The organism is Rhodococcus sp. UNC363MFTsu5.1 (assembly GCF_000686785.1).
Taxonomy (GTDB): domain Bacteria; phylum Actinomycetota; class Actinomycetes; order Mycobacteriales; family Mycobacteriaceae; genus Rhodococcus_G; species Rhodococcus_G maanshanensis.
In genome coordinates this window covers 1-15,407 of the sequence record NZ_JMLO01000009.1, presented here as the reverse complement: position 1 = coordinate 15,407, position 15,407 = coordinate 1, and the positions used below count along the sequence as shown (strand labels likewise).

At 67.6% G+C, this 15,407-nt stretch carries 15 protein-coding genes and 2 pseudogenes; 9 read left to right on the top strand and 8 right to left on the bottom strand.

Annotated features, from left to right (window positions below):
* Window positions 1-4: 4 nt before the first annotated feature.
* A complete protein-coding gene (locus BR31_RS0111015) occupies window positions 5-1,582 on the bottom strand; it encodes an FMN-binding glutamate synthase family protein (RefSeq protein WP_027501011.1) in 1,578 nt (525 codons plus the stop codon).
* A gap of 135 nt (window positions 1,583-1,717) precedes the next feature.
* On the bottom strand, window positions 1,718-2,284 hold the full coding sequence (locus tag BR31_RS0111010; RefSeq protein WP_027501010.1) for a LysM peptidoglycan-binding domain-containing protein: 567 nt from the start codon (window positions 2,282-2,284) through the stop codon (window positions 1,718-1,720).
* Window positions 2,285-2,392: 108 nt separating this feature from the next.
* Between BR31_RS0111010 and BR31_RS0111005 the strand changes: the two genes are divergently transcribed.
* From BR31_RS0111005 to ychF, 3 genes are all read left to right on the top strand, one after another.
* Window positions 2,393-3,019, top strand: coding sequence for a class I SAM-dependent methyltransferase (locus BR31_RS0111005; protein ID WP_051637303.1), 627 nt, complete (start codon window positions 2,393-2,395; stop codon window positions 3,017-3,019).
* A 447-nt stretch (window positions 3,020-3,466) separates the two neighbouring features.
* Window positions 3,467-3,892, top strand: coding sequence for a CD225/dispanin family protein (locus tag BR31_RS0110995; RefSeq protein ID WP_027501007.1), 426 nt, complete (start codon window positions 3,467-3,469; stop codon window positions 3,890-3,892).
* Between the two features lie 62 nt (window positions 3,893-3,954).
* Window positions 3,955-5,034 carry a redox-regulated ATPase YchF gene (ychF, locus tag BR31_RS0110990; RefSeq protein ID WP_027501006.1) on the top strand — a complete coding sequence of 360 codons (1,080 nt, stop codon included), beginning with the start codon at window positions 3,955-3,957 and terminating at the stop codon, window positions 5,032-5,034.
* Between the two features lie 91 nt (window positions 5,035-5,125).
* Here ychF and BR31_RS0110985 read toward each other — a convergent pair whose 3' ends face one another.
* Together BR31_RS0110985 and BR31_RS32170 are read right to left on the bottom strand one after the other, a co-directional pair.
* Window positions 5,126-5,350 carry a hypothetical protein gene (locus BR31_RS0110985; RefSeq protein WP_027501005.1) on the bottom strand — a complete coding sequence of 75 codons (225 nt, stop codon included), beginning with the start codon at window positions 5,348-5,350 and terminating at the stop codon, window positions 5,126-5,128.
* Window positions 5,351-5,560: 210 nt separating this feature from the next.
* Window positions 5,561-5,668 (bottom strand): annotated as a pseudogene (locus BR31_RS32170) (pseudouridine synthase); the annotation flags it as partial.
* 141 nt (window positions 5,669-5,809) lie between these two features.
* On the opposite strand from BR31_RS32170, the gene BR31_RS0110980 reads away from it, so the two are divergent.
* Entirely contained in the window at window positions 5,810-6,745 is a 936-nt protein-coding gene (locus BR31_RS0110980; RefSeq protein ID WP_051637326.1) for a glycoside hydrolase family protein, read from the top strand.
* An 8-nt stretch (window positions 6,746-6,753) separates the two neighbouring features.
* Here BR31_RS0110980 and BR31_RS0110975 read toward each other — a convergent pair whose 3' ends face one another.
* Window positions 6,754-7,731, bottom strand: a complete 978-nt coding sequence (locus BR31_RS0110975) for a pseudouridine synthase (protein ID WP_027501003.1) — start codon at window positions 7,729-7,731, stop codon at window positions 6,754-6,756.
* Between the two features lie 735 nt (window positions 7,732-8,466).
* Here BR31_RS0110975 and BR31_RS28245 point away from each other — a divergent pair.
* Entirely contained in the window at window positions 8,467-10,038 is a 1,572-nt protein-coding gene (locus tag BR31_RS28245) for a glycoside hydrolase family 5 protein (RefSeq protein WP_197023593.1), read from the top strand.
* Window positions 10,039-10,188: 150 nt separating this feature from the next.
* On the opposite strand, the gene BR31_RS0110965 is transcribed toward BR31_RS28245, so the two are convergent.
* Window positions 10,189-10,818, bottom strand: coding sequence for a TetR/AcrR family transcriptional regulator (locus tag BR31_RS0110965; protein WP_037176310.1), 630 nt, complete (start codon window positions 10,816-10,818; stop codon window positions 10,189-10,191).
* A gap of 156 nt (window positions 10,819-10,974) precedes the next feature.
* On the opposite strand from BR31_RS0110965, the gene BR31_RS0110960 reads away from it, so the two are divergent.
* Window positions 10,975-11,796 (top strand): thioesterase family protein, encoded by an 822-nt coding sequence (locus tag BR31_RS0110960; protein ID WP_027501001.1) that lies wholly within the window; start codon window positions 10,975-10,977, stop codon window positions 11,794-11,796.
* A 107-nt stretch (window positions 11,797-11,903) separates the two neighbouring features.
* On the opposite strand, the gene BR31_RS32415 is transcribed toward BR31_RS0110960, so the two are convergent.
* A complete protein-coding gene (locus BR31_RS32415) occupies window positions 11,904-12,038 on the bottom strand; it encodes a hypothetical protein (RefSeq protein WP_269321342.1) in 135 nt (44 codons plus the stop codon).
* 240 nt (window positions 12,039-12,278) lie between these two features.
* Here BR31_RS32415 and BR31_RS0110950 point away from each other — a divergent pair, with 240 nt between their 5' ends.
* The 3 genes from BR31_RS0110950 to BR31_RS0110940 all read left to right on the top strand — a co-directional run bounded on the left by BR31_RS0110950 (window position 12,279) and on the right by BR31_RS0110940 (window position 15,166).
* The gene (locus BR31_RS0110950) at window positions 12,279-13,961 is read left to right on the top strand and encodes an alkaline phosphatase D family protein (RefSeq protein WP_037176309.1); all 1,683 of its coding nucleotides are present in this window, start codon (window positions 12,279-12,281) and stop codon (window positions 13,959-13,961) included.
* Between the two features lie 183 nt (window positions 13,962-14,144).
* Window positions 14,145-14,642, top strand: coding sequence for an ImmA/IrrE family metallo-endopeptidase (locus BR31_RS28240; protein ID WP_156042438.1), 498 nt, complete (start codon window positions 14,145-14,147; stop codon window positions 14,640-14,642).
* On the top strand, window positions 14,639-15,166 hold the full coding sequence (locus tag BR31_RS0110940; protein WP_027500999.1) for a hypothetical protein: 528 nt from the start codon (window positions 14,639-14,641) through the stop codon (window positions 15,164-15,166). The genes BR31_RS28240 and BR31_RS0110940 overlap by 4 nt, the downstream gene beginning before the upstream one ends.
* A 49-nt stretch (window positions 15,167-15,215) precedes the next feature.
* Here the strand turns inward: BR31_RS0110940 and BR31_RS32165 are convergent.
* Window positions 15,216-15,407 (bottom strand): annotated as a pseudogene (locus tag BR31_RS32165) (HNH endonuclease); the annotation flags it as partial.

Here is a 15,407-nt window from a genome sequence, read left to right as displayed (position 1 = left end):
CCGGTCAGAACCGGGCGGCGTCCGCGTCGATCCAGTCGTTCAACCAGCCGGCGGGCGGGTCCTCGAGCAGCTCGCCCGACTGCAGCCATTCATAAAGATCCGCATAGGTTTTCGTGGTGATCGCGTCGACGCGGCGGTTGAGCATGGACGGGCGCAGCTCGTCGAAGCCGTCCAGGCCCATCGAGGCGATCAGCTGCTTCGCGCTGGCCACCGTCGACTTCTGGAATCGGTACACCCGGGCGGACTTGTCCGGCACGTCGATCGATCTCGAGCGGGCGCGGTCCTGTGTCGCGACCCCGACCGGGCAGTGGTTGGTGTGGCAGGCCTGGGCCTGGATGCAGCCGACCGCGAACAGCATCGCCCGGGCCGCGAGGGTGAAGTCGGCGCCCTGGATGATGCGCTTGACGATGTCGCTGCCGCTGGCGACCTTGCCGGAGGCGCCGATCCTGATCCGATCCCGCAGGCCGGTTCCGACCAGCGCGTTGTGCACGAGCATCAGGCCCTCGGTCAGCGGCATGCCCATGTGGTCCTCGAATTCGACGGGGGCGGCGCCGGTTCCGCCCTCCGAGCCGTCCACGATGATGAAGTCCGGCGCGGTACCGGTCTCCAGCATGGCCTTGCAGATGCCGAGGAACTCCGCCCGCGAGCCCACGCAGAGCTTGAACCCGACGGGCTTGCCTCCGGACAGTGCGCGCAGCGTCGAGACGAACTCGATCAGCTCGAGGGGGGTGTCGAAGGCGCTGTGCGCGGGCGGCGAGATCACGGTGACCCCCACCGGGACTCCGCGGGTGTCGGCGATCTCCTGGCTGACCTTCGCTCCGGGCAGCACGCCGCCGAGGCCGGGCTTGGCGCCCTGGGACAGCTTGATCGAGATCGCCTTGACCTGGGGGTCGACCGCCTTCGCGGCGAAGATCTCCGGATCGAACCGCCCGTCCGGGGTGCGGCACCCGAAGTACCCGGAGCCGATCTCCCAGATCAGGTCGCCGCCGTGCTTGCGGTGGTACGGGCTTATGCCGCCCTCGCCGGTATCGTGGGCGAATCCGCCGCGTGCGGCGCCCGCGTTCATCGCCTCGACCGCGTTGGCGGACAGCGAGCCGAAGCTCATCGCGGAGACGTTCAGCAGCGCGATGTCGTACGGCTGAGTGCAATCCGGCCCGCCGAGCCGGACCGTCGGGGTCGCCTCGGGGGCGTGCCGTGCCCGCAGCGAGTGGGCCATGAACTCGTATCCGGGCGCGTGCACGTCCCGTTCGGTGCCGAAGGGCTCGTCGTCCTTGGTTCCCTTGGCCCGCTCGTACACGAGGTTGCGGGTCTCACGGTCGAACGGCGTTCCATCGGTGGATGATTCGATGAAGTACTGCTGGATCTCGGGACGAATCTTCTCGAGCAGGAACCGGGCGTGCCCGAGGATGGGGTAGTTGCGCAGGATGCTGTGTCGACGCTGGATCAGATCCCAGGTGCCGAGGCACGCGAGCGCAAGGGCGATCACGGCGAGAATCCACCATCCGGATCCGATGCCGAGGGCGAGTGCCAGCGCCGCCAGTCCGGCCAGCCACACTCCGACAACGATCAGCCATCTCACCACGGTGCATCCTTTTCGTGTCACGTCCATCGCCGGTCGGGTCGATCGAGTCTCGCACCCGGCCGTGCGGGGCGCCGAAAACGACACGGCGGCCCCGGAAACGAGTCCGGGGCCGCCGTGTCGGGTGGAGCGGGTGTGCTACGCCGGGATGGTCAGAACCTGGCCGACGTTGATGGCGTCCGGGTTCGGGATGCCGTTGGCATCGGCGATGCGCTGGTACTGGTTGCCGTCGCCGTAGAAGTGGGTGGCGAGGTCCCAGAGGGTGTCGCCGGGGGCGACGGTGTGGGTGCGCGGGGCCGGGGGAGCCGGGGGAGCCTCGGCGGCGGCCGGGGCGACCGGGGCGGGCTCGGGCTCCGGCTCGGCCGGGGTCTCGACGGCGGTGTCCGATGCCCAGACGGCCTTGTCGCCCGCGTACAGCACCACGTTGCGGTCGTCCTGGACGACCAGCTTGACGTCGGAGTTGCCTGCGGTCTGGGAGGCCCACACGGCGTCGTTGCCCTCGGTGTACAGCACGAAGTTGCCGTCGTCCTGCAGATCGGCCTTGACTGCGCTCTTGCCGTTGGTCTTGCTGGCCCACACAGCGTTGCCGCCCTCGCTGAGCACGAGGTTGCCGTCGTCCTGCAGCGTCAGCGTGTACGCGCCGTTGTTGGAGGTGATCGACTGTCCGGCCGTGAGGCTCGAACCGGCCTGCAAGGTGTCCGCCACGTTGTTCCCCTTTCAGAGGTGATCGTCGGTGAAGCGCTTGTAGTGCTGATCCACACGGGGACCACATGATCCGGTCCTCGGCGTGCTCACAGAGCGTACGCGGCGCGAATGAGTTTCGCTGGGGCCGACGGGCCATCTGAACATAGTCTGAACAATGTGACGCGCTGGGAGAACGAACGTGACGAAGAGCAATCACGCGCCTATATCCGGCGTTTCGAGGAGTTGGCGGCGCAGGGCGTGGATCTGCACGGGGAGGCCCGGATGGTCGATGCCGTCATCGCGCCGGGCTCGCGGGTACTCGACGCCGGATGTGGCACCGGGCGTGTCGGCGTCGAATTGGCCAGGCGCGGACACCATGTGACGGCGGTCGACCTCGATCCGGTGTTGGTCGAGGCGGCGCGGGCACACCGGGAGTTGACCGTCTATCGGGCGGACCTCGCCGAGCTCGACCTGCCGGGAGAGGTGTTCGACGCGATCGTCGCGGCAGGGAACGTGCTGATCTTCCTCGAGCCGGGAACGGAAAGGACTGTGCTGCAACGGCTTGCCGCGCACCTGGTCGATGGCGGGGTGTTGGTCACCGGCTTCGCCACCGACTACCGGTACTCGGTCCGGGAGTTCGACGCGGACCTGGAGGCCGCAGGACTGGTACTCGAGCAGCGCTTCGCGACGTGGGACCTGCGGCCATGGCGGGCGGACGCGACGTGGGCCGTGACGGTCGCGCGCAAGCGAGGGTAGCGCCGCCTCAGACCCAGCAGGCTATGGCGAGCGGCCCCGCGAACGGAATGAAGGCCAAGGGCGAGCAGGTCAGTGCGGCACCCCATGGGCCCTGCTGTGGATTGAGGGCTGCGGGCGAAACGGGTGTGGGGACCGGCGATGCCGGTCCGGCGGCGGCGATCGCCGGGCCGAACGCGATCATCGGAACCGTAGCCGCGGCCACTATCGCTGCGCGGAGTCGATTTCTGGTCATGGTTTTCCTCCTGGTGGCGGCTGTGGCGCACCGCGCCGTTCCGGTGAGCCCTCGGAGTGCGCTCTTCTCATTGTGAGCGTCAGACCAGGGCATGTCACGGCCGTGGGCTACCCGTTTGTCTGCCGTGGGTGGGGTCCGCGAACAGGGCATGCTCCGGCGACACTCTGCTCGGATAGGGTGCTTGCGCTGTATCCGAATGATCTTCAGGGGGGACCATGTCCGAGACCGAGTTTGCTAGCGCGCCCACGACCGCGACGGCGCCGTCCTACGGGGCGCCCGCGTACCCGTCCTATCCGCAGCCCGCGCAAGCCCCGCAGCCGATGCAGGCCCCCGTGCAGTACGGGCCTCCGGTTCCGGGTGCGGTGCCCGCGCCGCCGCCGTCGAACGCCGGCTGGGCGGTGGCCGCGGTCGTCTTCTTCTGGCCGCTGGCGTTCGCCGCGTTCAACCACTCGTCCTCGGTGTACCCGAGGTGGGCGCTCGGCGACTACCAGGGTGCGCAGTACGCCTCCGACCGTGCCAAGCAGCTCGGGAAGATCTCGCTGGGGCTGGCAATCGGCCTCGGGGTGCTGTTCTTCATCCTCTACGGGGTGATCATCGCCGCCGCGATCAGCGGCATCGAGGACAGCACCAGCGGGTACTGATCTGCAGGTCTACGGACCGGTGTGTGCGAGGCGCCTGCACCGGTCCGTAGACTCTGGAGACCGTGAGCCTTACCCTCGGAATCGTCGGACTGCCCAACGTCGGCAAGTCCACCCTCTTCAACGCGCTGACCAACAACGACGTGCTGGCCGCGAACTACCCGTTCGCGACCATCGAGCCCAACGTCGGCCTGGTCGAGCTGCCCGATCCCCGGCTGGCCAAGCTCGCCGAGATCTTCGGTTCCGAGCGGCTGCTGCCCGCGACCGTGTCCTTCGTCGACATCGCAGGCATCGTGAAGGGTGCCTCCGAGGGCGCGGGCCTCGGCAACAAGTTCCTGGCCAACATCCGCGAGGCCGACGCCATCTGCCAGGTCGTTCGCGTGTTCGCCGACGATGACGTGGTGCACGTCGACGGTCGCGTCGACCCCGCCTCGGACATCGAGGTGATCGAGACCGAGCTCGTCATCGCCGACATGCAGACGCTGGAGAAGGCCCTCCCGCGCCTGGAGAAGGAAGCGAAGAAGAACAAGGAGCTCAAGCCGCTGCACGAGGAGGCGCTCAAGGCTCAGGCGTTCCTCGACGAGGGCAAGACCCTGTTCAGCGTCAAGGACAAGCTCGACTTCGGTCTGCTCCGCGAGCTGAGCCTGCTCACCACCAAGCCCTTCCTCTACGTCTTCAACGCCGACGAGGCCGTGCTCACCGACGAGGCGAAGGTCGCCGAGCTGCGCGCGTCTGTCGCCCCGGCGGACGCGGTGTTCCTCGACGCGAAGGTCGAGCAGGAGCTGCTCGAGCTGGACGAGGAGGACCGTCAGGAGATGCTCGACTCGATCGGTCAGTCCGAGCCCGGCCTGCACGCGCTCGCCAGGACCGGCTTCCACACCCTCGGGCTGCAGACCTACCTGACCGCGGGTCCCAAGGAGTCGCGGGCCTGGACCATCCACAAGGGCGACACCGCCCCGCAGGCGGCCGGCGTCATCCACACCGACTTCGAGCGCGGCTTCATCAAGGCCGAGATCGTCTCCTTCGACGACCTGGTCGCCGCCGGCTCCATGGCCGCCGCCAAGGCCGCCGGAAAGGTGCGCATGGAGGGCAAGGACTACGTGATGGTCGACGGTGACGTGGTGGAGTTCCGCTTCAACGTCTAGATCCACACCGCGAACGGGCGGTTTCCGGGACAAACGCCGAGTGCGCGTCCCGGAAACCGCCCGTTCGTCGTCGGTCCCGCTCCCGCTCGTCCTACGACAGCCACAGCGGGAGGTAGAACCTATGTCCGAACACGTCGCAGATCATGGGCACTTCCGGGTACACCATGAACTTGCGGCAGGTGAACCCACCCGCCACCGACCCGTCAGTGGATGTGTCGGCTGCAGAGGCGGTACCGGCGCCGGTGACAAGGCCGGCGGCCACCAGGACGGTGGCGGCGATGGTGGATGCGATACGACGATTCGTGACACGAGGCACGGTTGAACCCTCTCCATTCTGTGACGCCCGACGACGCTTCCGATTCCGCTGCCGGGAGGGCGATTCGACCCCGCGGACACCGTAGCGTGGTGGCCCGAATGCGGAGGCGGATTCGGGTTGGGTTCATCTGTGGCACTTGATGATTCGTATTACGCTACGCAAGTTTGTTGGCGCCGGAGCAAGGATGCTGCCACGGGAAGCGGCGCTTCCTGCCGTCACGACGATCCTCTGTCGGGTCGCGCGGTCGAGTCGGTGGAACGGCGTCAGATCCGGATTGTCGAGGCGGACCCGCTATCGGACGAGCACCGACTCGCGCAGCTAGCGCCCGTTCCGCGTTCCACGACAGCCGTCGGTAACGATCCGGTGCACCTACTGCCCAAGCCACGCGTGCGGCGCATGCTCGGCGTGGATACTGCACCCGTGACGCTCACCAAGCGAACCACCTTGTCGGCCATATCGATGGTGATGCTCGTTGTCGCGGGCCTGCTGGTTGCGGCCTCGGGGAGCAGTGGCGCCGCACCGCCGCCAGACTGGCAATACACGATGGTGGCGTTCAGCAACGTCAGCGACCGCGACCTGGATGTGTACGAGTCGGCGGACGCCACTCATTTCCAGCCCCTCCGACTGTCGGCGTATCGGCCCCCGTCAGGGGTGGTGCGCGACTCGAGCATCTTCCGGCACACCGACGGGGCCTACTACCTCACCTACACGACAGTCGACGGGGCGAACATCGGCTTCGCGCGCAGCAGTGACCGGATCAACTGGACGTACCTGGCCTCGTGGCCGGTCCCGTTCTGCTGCGCCTTCCTGCCGGGCACCGGGGACGGCACCGGCTCGGCGAGCCCGCCGGGCTCCTCGGGGTCGGCCGGGTTCAGCGACGGACCATCACTGTCGCCATTCACCACCAAGGCCTGGGCGCCCGAATGGTTCGTGGACGGCGACCGCGTCAACGTCATCCTGTCGATGTCGACCGGTGGAGGATTCGTGCCGTATCTGATGACGGCGCTGGACCCGTCACTCCGATTCTGGAGCCTGCCCGTCCCGCTCGACGGGATCGGCGCGGACCACATCGACACCACCGTGGTCAAAGTGGGATCGACCTACCATGCGTTCACCAAGAACGAGACGAAGAAGGTCATCGAGCATGCTGTCGCGTCGTCGGTGACGGGACCCTATTCGTTCGTCCCGCCCGGAAATTGGGGTTCACCGGTCGAGGGCCCGGCCGTGGTCCAGTTGCCGAACGGTGCCTGGCGGATGTACCTGGACGCCTACACCGAAGGAAAATACCTCTATTCCGACAGCACAGATGGGCTGAGCACCTGGTCGCCCGTGCAGGAGCTGCCAGGCCTTTCCGGGAAGGTGCGTCACGTCGGCGTGATGCGAGAGCCTGCGTAACGGCCCGCTCAGCGCCCCGAAACGGGCGCCTCGCTCAACGTCCTGCGGGTGACGAACCGCCGCGGCGTCCCCGACAGCGGATCGGTGAATTCCAGTTCCCGCGCGAGCAGTTGGAGCGGGAGGGAATGATCGTCCGGCGCCTCGGGCAGCAGGTCGGGGTAACGCCGGTCGCCCAGGATCCCGACGCCGAGTGCCGCCAGATGCACCCGCAACTGGTGCATCCGTCCGGTGTGCGGACGCAGGACCGTGTGCAGCACAGCACGTCCGGAGGCGCTCACGCCTGTTCCGCGCACCTCGACCGCCGTCTCGGCGTTGGGCTCACGGACGTCGTCGACGACGACCCGTAACTCGCCGCGCCGAGACTCGATGTGGTTGCGGTAGACGAGGGGGACGGCGCGCCCGGCGAGCGCCGGTGCGTCCGGGTCCCACGCGTGCGGTCGTGTCGACACCGCCTCGTAGACCTTCGCGACCCTCCGCTTCTCGAACAGCGACTGGTACGCGCCGCGCGTCGCGGGGCGGGCCGAGAACATCACCACGCCTGCGGTTCCGCGGTCGAGTCGATGGATCGGCGCCAGGTCCGGGTTGTCGAGGCGGACCCGCAACCGGACGAGTGCCGACTCTCGCAGGTAGCGCCCGCTCGGGGTGGTCGGGAGGAAGTGCGGCTTGTCGATCACGACGAGGTCGTCGTCGACGTGCAGGATCTCCTCGTGGAACGGCACCGGGTCCTCCACCGGCAGATCGCGGTGGTACCAGACGAACGTGTGCGCACCGAGCGCCGTGCCGCGATCGATCGGGTGGCCGTCGGTGCCCACGATCTCGCCGGCGTCGAACCGCCGGTACAGGTCGCCGGAGTCCAGGTGGTCGAACCTCGCGACGACGTACTCGACGATCGTCGCCCACGGCCCGGACGCCGGGACGCGCAGCCGCGTCGGTCCGACCCCGTCCTTGACGGGCAGCGGTGAGGGCATCGGCACGCTGGCCATCATCCCATCGCCATCGGCGACCGGGCGCGGCGCCGGGGTATCAATTGACAATTACGGCTTGTCAATCGACCGGATTGAAGTGTTAAACATTTTGAGACATCTCGGACCGAGCGCCCTAGGCTACCGCGGCGCGAGGTGACCCACACCTCACGTAGCGCTCATGTTGACGTACGACATCCGCGTACCTTCAGGCCGCAATCGCCGCGTCCTTGCAGGTCATGGGAGCAACAACCTGCAGTAGAGGCGTCGCGCCGCATTCGCGCCCCGAGATGAGGAGAACGAGTTGACCCCTTCGGTTGGAGGCCCCGCTGTGCCGGTGGCCATTCGTGACGATGGCTTCGATGGCGGTGTCCGGTGAGGGCGCCGGCCGCACTCCTCTTGGCAGTCGGATTGCTCATCGCCCCGGCAATCCAGCTCGCTCCGGCGGCGGGAGCGGCGCCGGGCGGTTTCGGCAGCTCGGACTCCGGCTCGTCGAGCGGCCCCGTCGATCCCGGCGGTCCCGGCGGTCCCGTCGATCCTGGCGGTCCCGGCGGTCCCGTGACGGGTAACCTGCGCGGCCCGCTGAGCACCAGCGGTCGCTACATCGTCGACTCGAGTGGAAACCGGGTCAAGCTGAAGTCCGGAAACTGGCACGGATCCAGCGGCACCTGGAACGGCAGCGGAGACGACGACGACCCGGCCAACAACAACGCCGGGGAGGTGGGGCATCGCGCACCACTCGGACTGGACCGGGTGCCGATGGAGACGATCATCCACGACTTCAAGGCCCTCGGGCTGAACAGCATCCGGCTGCCATTCTCCAACCAGATGATCCGCGACACCCGGCCGGTGAAGGGGCTGACCGCCAACCCGGCACTGAACGGACTGACGCCGCTCGAGGTGTACGACAATGCGGTCCATGCGCTGACCGGCGCAGGCCTGGCCGTCATTCTCAACAATCACACCACGTCCTCTCGGTGGTGCTGTGGCCTGGACGGCAACGAATTCTGGAATTCGGGTCAGAGCACCGAGGCATGGGTGAACGACTGGGTGTTCCTGGCCGAGCGGTACAAGAACGATCCGGGCGTCGTCGGCGCCGACCTGCGCAACGAGGTGCGGCGCACCACCTGGCACGACCCGAACTGGGGGTGGGGCGACAATCAAGACTGGGAAGCCGCCTCCGAACTGGCGGGCAACCGGATCCTCAAGGACGCCAACCCGAATCTGCTCATTATGATCGAGGGCCTCAACTGGCAGGGCGTCCCGACGGACATCACCCCGCACGAACGCCCGATCCTGAAGCCGGTGAAGACGATATCGACAACGCTGGTGCGCTCGCACAAGCTGGTCTACGCGGCCCACTTCTACGGCTTCATCGGGCCGAACCACACCGGCGCGTCGGGGATGGGCGAAACCCACGACCCCCGCTTCCGCGACATGTCACGCGAGGAACAGTTCCGGGCGATGGATGAGCTGGCCGGCTATGTGGCCACGACACCGGACCAGCATTTCACCGCACCGGTGTGGGTAAGTGAGTTCGGCATCGGCAAGGGCGCCGAAGGTGCGGACAAGGCCTGGTTCGACAACATGGTCGACTACCTGACCGAGCGGGACCTGGACTTCGCCTACTGGCCCATTGTCGGCTTCCAGCATGAGGACAAGGGCAACGATTGGGGCCTGCTGCGCTATGACACCGACGGCAGCAGGCGCAGCGTCCTCGACTCCGACGACTGGCGCGGTGCGCACATTCGCCGGCTCTTGACCGCGGGCGGCATGACGGGACAGACCGATCCGGTTCGCAGTTGGTCCATGCTCTATGGGGAACACCGCGACGACAACGCCTCGCTGCGCGCCTCCAACGACTGGGACCCCGGTGCCCGCAAGCTGGCCTGCCCTGACGATCAGCGTCTGGTCGGTATCGCCAGCGGGGGCAAGCGCGGGCTGTGCACCGACGCGACCGAGGGCGATCTGTGGAGGCCCGGCACCGAGGCGACTGTGGTCACAAAGGAACAGGTGACCACCGACTGGGCCACTGGCTTCACCAAGTATCAGTGCTCCGAGGGGCAGTTCATGATCGGCTACAGCGTGCGCGGCGACGGCATGTCGGCGATCCTCTGCGCACCGGGTCGCATCCCGCTGGCCGGCGCCGGCCGCACCCTGTGGGGCGACCACCAGGACACCCGCCCCGCGTCGGGTGAGGGCGGCGACTACGCGAGCGGCTACCGTAAGGCGCAATGCGATGCTGACGAATACGCCGCCGGGATCGCCTTCTCCTGGTCGAACAATCGCGGCGGCCACCCGGATGCCCTCTATTGCCGCTCTCTCAGGTGAGCCACCGGCACCCGTGATCGGGGCGTCGCCGAGCCGGGCGATCTTCCTCGCCCGGCCGGTGTCGTAGATATCGACGAACGGGCGGTTCCCGGAGCAAACGCCGAGTGCGTTTCCCGGGAACCGCCCGTTCGTCGTGTCAGATGCGGTGGGTCAGGCGCGCACGAACAGGCGCATGGACTCCTCGACCACGGCGTCGCGGGACCGCCCGTCGGGGTCGGCCTCGGGGCGCAGCCAGATCGAGGCGTGGTTGAGGATGCCGTGCAGGCAGTGCAGGGCAACGGACGGGTCGGGGCAGTCGAACTCGCCCGCCTCGACACCGAGGTCGACGACGCGGCGGAAGAGCTGGTCGTGGCGTCGGCGCATCGTCTTGATCAGCTCGCCGTGCTCCGGTGGCCACGGAGCGGGGAACGAGAACACCTTCCCGACTTCGGGGTAACGCACGGTGAGGATGTGCAGCTGCTCGGCGATCAGTGTGCGCAGCTGGTCGGTCGCGGATCGGTCGGCGGCCCCGTCGAGGGCCTCGCCGAGGCTGGTCAGCACGTCGGTGGTGAGCTTCTCCAGCGCCTCGGCGACCAGCGCGTCCTTGCTCGGAAAGTAGTGGTACAGAGTCGCTTTCGCGATGTCGGTGCGCTCGGCCACATCCTCGAACCGCATGCCCTGATATCCGCTGCTGGAGAGGATCTCGAGCGCGGCGGAGATCATCTCCGCCTTACGACGATCGCGACGGCGGGCGGCGCGTCCCGCCTGGGCGGCGGGTTCCCCCTCCACGGTCGAAGTCATCGCCCGATCATATCGGGCGTCCGGGGCGGGAAGACCTGCCGTGACGTGGGCGGGAGCGGGGATGAGGATCAGCTAAATCCAACCAGAAGGGCGATTAACCGACTTAATAGGCTAAAGTTCGACCCTAGGGTCGATAAATGGCGAAAGGTGCGTCCGATGACCGAGGCGACAGGACACGGGGCCGGCTACTTCGAGCGGGTCTCCGACCATCGGTTCGTCCCGACCCCGCACGCGATCGGTGCGTGGGCGGCCGACGAGCAGCACTTCAGCCCGGTGGCAGGGTTGGTCGTCCACGAGATCGAGCGGACGCGCGCGAGCGAGGGGCGTCCCGCCCTGCCGATGGGGCGCATCAGCTTCGACATCCTCGGCCGAATCGCTCTCGAGGAGTTCGACGTTCACGTCGAGATCGTCCGGCCCGGCCGGACCATCGAACTGGTCCAGGCGACGGTGGTCATCGCGGGCCGTGCCGTGGTCACCGCCAGGGCCTGGTACCTGGCCGACCTGGACACCACCGCCGTCGCCGGGGGAGAACCCGCCACGCTGGCGAGCCCCGAGTCCGCCTCGCCCTGGCCGATGGGCTCGGTGTGGCCCGGCGGCTACGTCGCCTCGCTCGACATCCGGCAGGTCGGCATGCCGAGCGCGGGGCGCGCCACGGCCTGGGCGTCGACATCGGTGGATCTGGTGGCGGGCGAGCGGTCCGGCAGCCTGGCCTCATTCCTCGCCCTGGTCGACACCGCGAACGGCATCGGAGTGCTACAGGACCCGACCAAGTGGATGTTCCCGAACCTGGACCTGACCATCCACCTGTACCGCCAGCCCGAGGGTGGGTGGACCGGGCTCGATACCACCGTCACCTTCGGCCCGACGGGGCAGGGGCTGACGAGCACGGTCCTGCACGACGTCCAAGGTCCCGTCGGCTGTGCGCAGCAAATCCTCACCGTCCGGCCGTTGCCGGAAGCCGCGGTTCCGACGAGCTAGGGCGCCAGGCCTCACAACGTGAACGTGAATGGCCCCGCCTCAGGCGGGGCCATTCACGTTTCAGGCTTGCGCCAAACCACATGGCCCGGCGCACTCTCTCGGGTCCGTCAGATCACGGCACCCTCGAAGAACACGGCGTACAGCCCGCGGACGACGAACGCCGCGACGAAGAGCGGACCCCTGATCGGATCGCCGGCATTCGCCCCCGCCTGTAGCCAATTCATGATCTCGATCGAACCCATGTCCCCACTCCTCATGTCATGTCGAACCGATATCCAGCGGCGATGTCGCCATCGCGCGGGCCGAGGTTACCGGCAGCGGGTCGGGCCCGAGGGCGAATCTCCGCGTCGGGCAGCAGCCCCACGCCCACCTCTCCTGGGCGGATCGAGGGTATTCGGTGAACAGTGGGGAAATAACTGCGGAACAGATCATGGACGTCTAGGGTCATCTGGAATTTGTCCCTACCGCACCTGAGGTGGCTTGTGTCCTTTCCGCCCACCAATGTCTCCCGCCGCGCTTTCCTGGCCGGCCTGTCCGTACTCGGTGGCGCGAGCCTGCTGCCCGCCGCCGCGAACGCCACCCCCGTCCTGCGCCAGGCCCCCGACGGCGGGGCGGGACTGATCCGCAACCCCGAGTTCGGCAACGGCGTGATGGCAGGGGTGCCGCGCACCGACGGCGCGACATTGTGGACGCGCGTCGGCGCGGCGGGGGGTACCGGCAGCGTCAGTACCGGCAGCATCGGGACGGGCAGCCTCGGCAGTGGGAGTGCCGGGAGCAGCGCCACGGGCGGCGAGTTGGCGTTGATCGTCTCGAAGCGTGAGGACCTGTCCAGCCCGGTTCTCGCCGAACGGGTTCAGGTGCGTGAAGATGCCGACGGCACAGTGCATTTCGATGTGAACGGCCTGGCGCCGGGTGAGACCTACTACTACCAGTTCCGGGGCAACGGGGGCGAGTCGCCGGTCGGTCGGTTCCGGACGCTGCGGCCCGCCGACTCCAACGAGCCGGTCCGCATCGGTTGGTTCACCTGCCAGGGCTTCGAGGAGGGCTACTACGCGGCGCACCGGCATCTCGCCGCGGAGGACCTCGACTTCGTCGTGTGCCTGGGCGACTACGTGTACGAGTTCACCAAGCCGGGCGTCCGTGGTGTCGCGACCAATGCGTTCCCGCAGACCATCGACGGCATGCGGGACAAGTACCGCCAGTACCGCACCGACGCGGATCTGCGGCTGATGCACAGCGAGCACGCCTTCATCCCGATCTGGGACGACCACGAGTTCCGCAACAACTACAGCAAGGAAGGCTGGACCTTCCCGGTGGTCTCCGACATCGACGCCGCGGTCGGGTTCCAACAGAAGAAGCAGTGGGCGTGGCAGTCGTGGTTCGAGCACATGCCGGTTCCCCGTTTCGCCAACGACCCGACACGCACCTACCGCTCGCTGCGCGTGGGCAAGACGGTGGAGCTGTTCGCGCCGGACACCAGGCAGTACCGCGACAAGCAGGCCTGCGACGACGCCGAACTCGTCGTCTGCGCCGAGGCCGATGCGGCCAGCCGGACCATGCTCGGAGCGACGCAGAAGCAATGGCTGCTCAACGGGCTGACCGGATCGGATGCGCGATGGAAGGTGATCGCGAACGCCAACATGATGATGGGCATGGTGGTGGCGGACGACGGCGCCCGCGCCTACATGGACACCTGGGACGGCTATGGCGCCGAGAGGACCGAGATCCTGTCCACTGCGGCCCAATCGGTGGACAACCTGGTCCTGGTGACCGGTGACGACCACGACGGATGGGCGGGCGAACTGTGGGACACCGGGTTTGCGCCTGGCACGCCGAGCGGTGCCCAGGGGAACGCGCCCGGCGCCCGGCGCGCGGGCGTCGAGTTCGTCGTCCCGTCGGTCACCTCCGCCAACACCGGGGACGGCGGAGCCACCGGCAGCAGTGACACGGGCGCGGCGCGGGCCGAAGAGGCGAGCAGGCGCGCCAAGAACCCGCACCTGCGGCACGCCAACATGGTCGATCACGGCTACGGGGTTCTCGAGGTCGACGCGTCCGAGGCGCGCTTCCAGTTCCGTACCGTCGACAAGCTGAATCCGAACTCGGGCGTGGAGACGACGAAGGCGCTGCGCACCCCGGCCGGGCAGTCGGTGATCGAGACCCTGTGACCCGCATCGAGATCACGTGAGCCGCAGGCACACGTAGCGGAGCGGTGTACACGGTCGCCCCTCACCCGTATTCGGGTGAGGGGCGACTCCCGTAGATGGCCAGCTGAGCCCGACGGTGTTCCGCCGGGCATACTTGCTCGGCGAGGTGCGCTGTATCTGCGGCGGGTCGAGAGGGGTGAGTCGGTGAATCCGAAAACCGAGGCGCGACGGATGCGCATCAACCACTGGAACGACGAGGACAACGTCATCCACTTTCCGGTCAACCCGTTCGAGATCGCGAAAAGCCTTGGCATCGACGTTCACCGAGTGCACCTCGACGACTCGCTGGCCGGCTTCATCGTGCGGGAGGAGCACGGGGGCCCGGTCGAAATCTACGTGAACAAGTCGGACAGTCCCGTTCGACAGCGGTTCACCGTCGCCCATGAGTTGGGCCATTTTGCGCAGCGTCAGGGGGACAAGGAGCCGATGGGGTTCGTCGATGAGCGCGCCGAACTCGCGTCGGCTGGAGCGGATCCCCATGAGGTCTGGGCGAACAGCTTCGCTGCTGAACTGCTGATGCCTGCCGCCATCGCCAAGAAGTGGTGGGCGAAGGGATCATCCGTCGACGAACTCCGGAGAAAATTCAATGTCTCGACACCGGCGATGAATTACCGACTCGCCAACCTGGGGCTGCTGAAATGAGCGCGGAGGTAGACGGCCTGTCGGGGAGCGGCGCAACGACGCAGCCGTCCGGCGAGGACGAGCCGACCCGGGTGTGGCAGGCGTCGGTACTCGAGAAACTCCAGCGCGCCGAAGAGCTGGAAGACGAGGCGAAGCGGGCCCGACCTGCGGGCCGAGCCGGGGGTGAGGCTCCCGACGGCGACTCGAGTGAGAGCTCCGATGCGGAGCAGGACACCCGGACCGCCCTGGAGGCCCAGAAGCTGCGCATCCAGACGTTGAAGGCGGAGAACCGGCAGCAGGACATCCGTCTGCGCAAGCGCCTCGCGTACTGGGCGATTGCCTTCGTCGGCGCGCAGTTGGTTGCCTCGAACATCTTCTTCGGTGTGTACATCTTCTCGAACAGGGCCGACGCCAGTTCCCAGGTGATGACCGCCTGGCTGGCGGCGTCGGTGATCGAGGTGATCGGCATCTTGCTGGTGATCGCACGCAGCTTGTTCCCGGTGAAGGGCGGGAACGGAGGCGGTTCGGCAGCGAAGGCCGAGTAGCAGAGCCCAACCACGACCCCGGGCCATCGCGGTGCCCGTTGGTTTCGCCTCAGGCGGCGAAGGGGAGTTGGTTGCGCCGGTTGTGTGCCGGCAGTGGTTGTCGGTGGGGGTCGACCCAGGCGGGTGGGGTGAACCAGGGGTGGCCATCGTCTTTGCTGATGGTCACGGTCCAGTCGCCGCGGTGGATGGTGGTGTGGTGGAAGCGGCAGAGCAGCACCAGGTTTGACAGGTTGGTGGGGCC